Annotated in this window: 2 protein-coding genes and 1 pseudogene; 1 reads left to right on the top strand and 2 read right to left on the bottom strand. The window is 65.5% G+C overall.

The features are described from left to right. The first annotated feature begins 608 nt into the window (after positions 1-608). A pseudogene (locus tag FJY88_12685) lies at positions 609-1,364 on the top strand (group II intron reverse transcriptase/maturase). Here FJY88_12685 and FJY88_12680 read toward each other — a convergent pair. Together FJY88_12680 and FJY88_12675 are read right to left on the bottom strand one after the other, a co-directional pair. Then, entirely contained in the window at positions 1,131-2,975 is a 1,845-nt protein-coding gene (locus tag FJY88_12680; GenBank protein ID MBM3288190.1) for a recombinase family protein, read from the bottom strand. The pseudogene FJY88_12685 and the gene FJY88_12680 sit on opposite strands and share 234 nt — an antisense overlap. Before the next feature lie 116 nt (positions 2,976-3,091). Beyond that, complete coding sequence (locus tag FJY88_12675; GenBank protein MBM3288189.1) at positions 3,092-3,451, bottom strand: ribbon-helix-helix protein, CopG family; 360 nt, start codon at positions 3,449-3,451, stop codon at positions 3,092-3,094. Positions 3,452-3,584: the final 133 nt, after the last annotated feature.

Genomic DNA, 3,584 nt, shown 5'->3' with positions numbered 1-3,584 from the left:
GTGGACCGCAGGTCCGGCCTCGACCGTCGCCGCGTGATGGCCCGTCGTGCAAGGAGGCGCCGCGCGGTTGGGGATCGGCGTCGCTCCCGGAGCGCCTGACCCGGTCGCTCCCTTCCGACTAAACGGGAGGCCCAGGCGCAACGAGCGCCGGGGCCTCCGTGTCGTGTGCCAGGCATGCCCTGGATCTGGAGTGGGAGTCTCTAACGGACGGAGGTGGCACCGAACCGGATAGCCGAAGGCAAGGGTGCCCGTCGTGAGGCGGGATCTGAAGGAAGCCGGAGGCGAAGCACGGACCCGACGAACAGGAATCGGATAGAAGGCCGGCACGGCAGGGTAACCCGGCCACAGACGGGGACGCCCGAAGGCCATCCGGATGCACGTGCCGGTAGATCCGGCGGGGACCGTGGGAAAGAGACAGGGCTTACCCTGGGAGGCCTTCGAGTCCGTCCGGACGAACCGGACCACCCAGTCAGAGATGGCGGGGGAAGGGCTCGGAGGAGTCAGCAGAGGCCATAGTAGGCCGACGGACTGCACGTAAGCGCTTGGACCAACCTCCGTCGGGCGAAGGGCCGAACTACTTGGTGCAGGGAGACAGACCGGACGACTCGATGGACGCGGAGCAGCAGCAAGGCAGAGGCGAGCAACTCCTCCTGTTCGTAGGCGGGGAAGCCGCCGTGCGCCCCTCGGAAGGCGGAAAGGCCGGAAGCCGATCTGAACCCGTAGGGGAGCGGCAAGCGACGTCGGCATCGGAGGGGAATCGAGCCCTGGAGACGGATGCCTTGATGGAGAGGATCTGTGCGCCTGAGAACCTGAAGCGGGCCTACAAGCAGGTAAAGAAGAACCGGGGCAGCCCAGGGATCGACGGGATGACCGTTGCGGAACTGGGTCCCTGGCTCAAGGCCCACGGGGAGGAGCTGGTGGAGAGTCTGCTGAACGGGAGCTACGAGCCGGAGCCGGTGCTGGGGGTAGAGATCCCGAAGCCCGGCGGCGGGATGCGGCAGTTGGGCATCCCGACGGTGAAGGATCGCTTCGTACAGCAGGCCTTCCTCCAAGTGCTGGACCCGATGCTGGACCCGACCTTTTCGGAGTCGAGCTACGGCTTCCGCCCAGGGCGGAGTGCCCACCAGGCACTACGCAAAGCGGCGGAGTACGTGGCCGAGGGCAGGACGATCGTGGTGGATGTGGATCTGGAGAAGTTCTTTGACCGGGTCAACCACGACGTACTGATGGGACGCCTGGCCCGAAGGATCGCCGACAAGCGCGTGCTGAGGATCATCCGCCGGATGCTTCAGGCGGGGATCATGAAGGACGGCGTGGTGATCGAGCGATACGAGGGGACTCCGCAAGGCGGGCCGCTGACTCCCCCCACGCAATCGATAACCCGAGCCCGAGTCGCCATCCGTGGGGCTGATGCAGTGCTTGATGACGATCCGGTCACGATCTACTTGGACCTCCTTGACCACCAGGCGCAGCACCCTCTGTCGCTCCTCGACGGAGAGTGTCTGGGCGCGTTCCTCCAAGCGGGTGAGAAAGGATTCCAGGTTCTCGGCAAGCTTCAAATACACCTGTTGGTCGATGAGCTGGGCCTCGAGGGCCACCAATTGAGCGGACGCCGCGTTCTCGCGGGTGCGGAGCTCGGGGATCCGTGCCCGAAGCTCCTCGATCGAGATCAGCTCCTCTTGATAGGCTTCAATGAGCCGCTTTACGGCGTTTTGGTGCCGCGCCACCTCCCGAAGGAGTCGGTCCTTTTGTTTCTGAGTGGTGCTGGACTGACGCCGCTCCTCCAAGCGTCGGTCCAGTTCCTGACGCACCACCGCCGGATGGGCCAGCAGCTCCACCACCGCGTTCCAGACGACCTCGTCGACATAATCCTGCCGGACCGGCCGGTTCGAGCAAACGCGTCCGCCCTCCCAGCGGTAGTCGTCGGAGCCGAGGCAGCGATAGTAGTAGATCCGACGCTTCGAGGTCGTCGTCGAGCAACGATAGTACGCATACCCGCACTGACGACACGCCAGGAGCCCCTGGAGCAAGGTGGGCTCCCTCGTGTTGCGACGGGCGAACTGCTTGTTCTTCTTCAACTGCTCGGCGGCCAGAGCAAAGGTGGTCTCATCCACGATCGCCGGCACCGGGATCTCGATCCACTCCTCCGGCGGGCGGTTCTCAACGGCAGGTTGCCGTGCCGGGACCCCTCCCTGCTGGCGCATCGGACGGGTGAGCTTCTTGGGCCGATCGGCGACCCGCGTCTTGCCGAAAGCCGCTTGGCCCACGTACGCCGGATTGCGGAGCATCGCCCAGATCACAGAGCGGTCCCAGCGGCGCTTCCGCGTACGGGTGGGGATGTCCTGGTCGCTCAGGTGTCGGGCGAGAGCCCCGATGCTGTAGTCGTCTTTGGTGTAGAGGCGAAAGACCTCCTGCACTACGTGCGCCTCCGACTCGATGACCTCGTAGTGGGCCGCGATAGTGTCGCTCTCGCGTACATACCGGTAGCCGTAAGGCGCGCCCCCGAGCACGCTCACGTCCCCGGCCCGGGCCCGGTGAAGCTTACCCCGACGGGTGCGCTCGGCAATCTGCGCCCGCTCGTACTCGGCAATCATTCCCTGGAATTGAAGCAGAAGCTCGTCCTCGGCGCTATCGCCGCGAGGCGACTTGAGGAACACCACTTCGACGCCCGAGCGGGCGAACTCCTCCACCAGCAACACCTGATAGGCGTACTTCCGGGCCAGCCGGTCCGGGGAGTAGGCCAGTACCACATCCAACTCGCCTTGGGCTGCGAGGTCGCGAAGCCGCTCCAGGCCAGGGCGGACGAGCAAGGCGCCGCTGTACCCTTCGTCCTGGAAGATCCACTCCTCCGGCACCAGATAGTCATGCTCTGCAGCGTACTGCCGCAGAGCTGCCACCTGGCTAGCGATGGTCCCCCGCTCTTCTTGCTGTTGGGAGGAGACCCGGGCGTACAGCGCCGCCGTCCTGGCTCGCATCTCTCGTCCTCAGCTCCTCGTCTTGGGTCCGGACCCTCCGGACCGTCTCCGGGACCAGCAGACAGTAAGCTTGCGCTCGGCGATTCTCACCGAGGCGGTCGTAGACGAACTCGAGATCAACCCTTTTGTCGTCCACCGCTCTGCCGCCCGGATCGCAGGCGCCGCAGCCAGGCCTCCAGCGCCTCGCTCACCAGGCCGCTCAGCGTCTTGCCGCGAGCCGCCGCCACGGCGCGGACGCGCTCCGCGAGACTCTCCGGTAACTTCACGGTGAAGACCACCTTCTGCTCCGGGACGTCGAGAGGCACGGAACGCTCCGTCGCCTCGCGCACGTACCGCCACCCCTGGCGCACCGAGACCCCGTGGCGCTCGGCCAGCTCCTGGGCAACCTCGGTCGAGGACGTGCCCGTCTCCAAGAGCTTCAGCGCCTCGTTTACCCGCTGGGCATACTCGTCGGCCCGTGACTTCCCTGGGGTCATGACACATGCATACTACCGCACACGTCATCCTGTCAACCCCGGTAGTGCGAACGTGTCAGGGGAAGGCTTCGCTCGAAGGCGAAGTTATCGATTGCGTGGGGGGAGTGGTTAGTCCGTTACTGGCCAACCTGTT

Source organism: Candidatus Eisenbacteria bacterium, from assembly GCA_016867495.1.
In the GTDB taxonomy this organism is placed as follows: domain Bacteria; phylum Eisenbacteria; class RBG-16-71-46; order CAIMUX01; family VGJL01; genus VGJL01.
The sequence above is the reverse complement of the archived record's forward strand: the minus strand, read 5'-3'. Positions and strand labels throughout refer to the sequence as shown.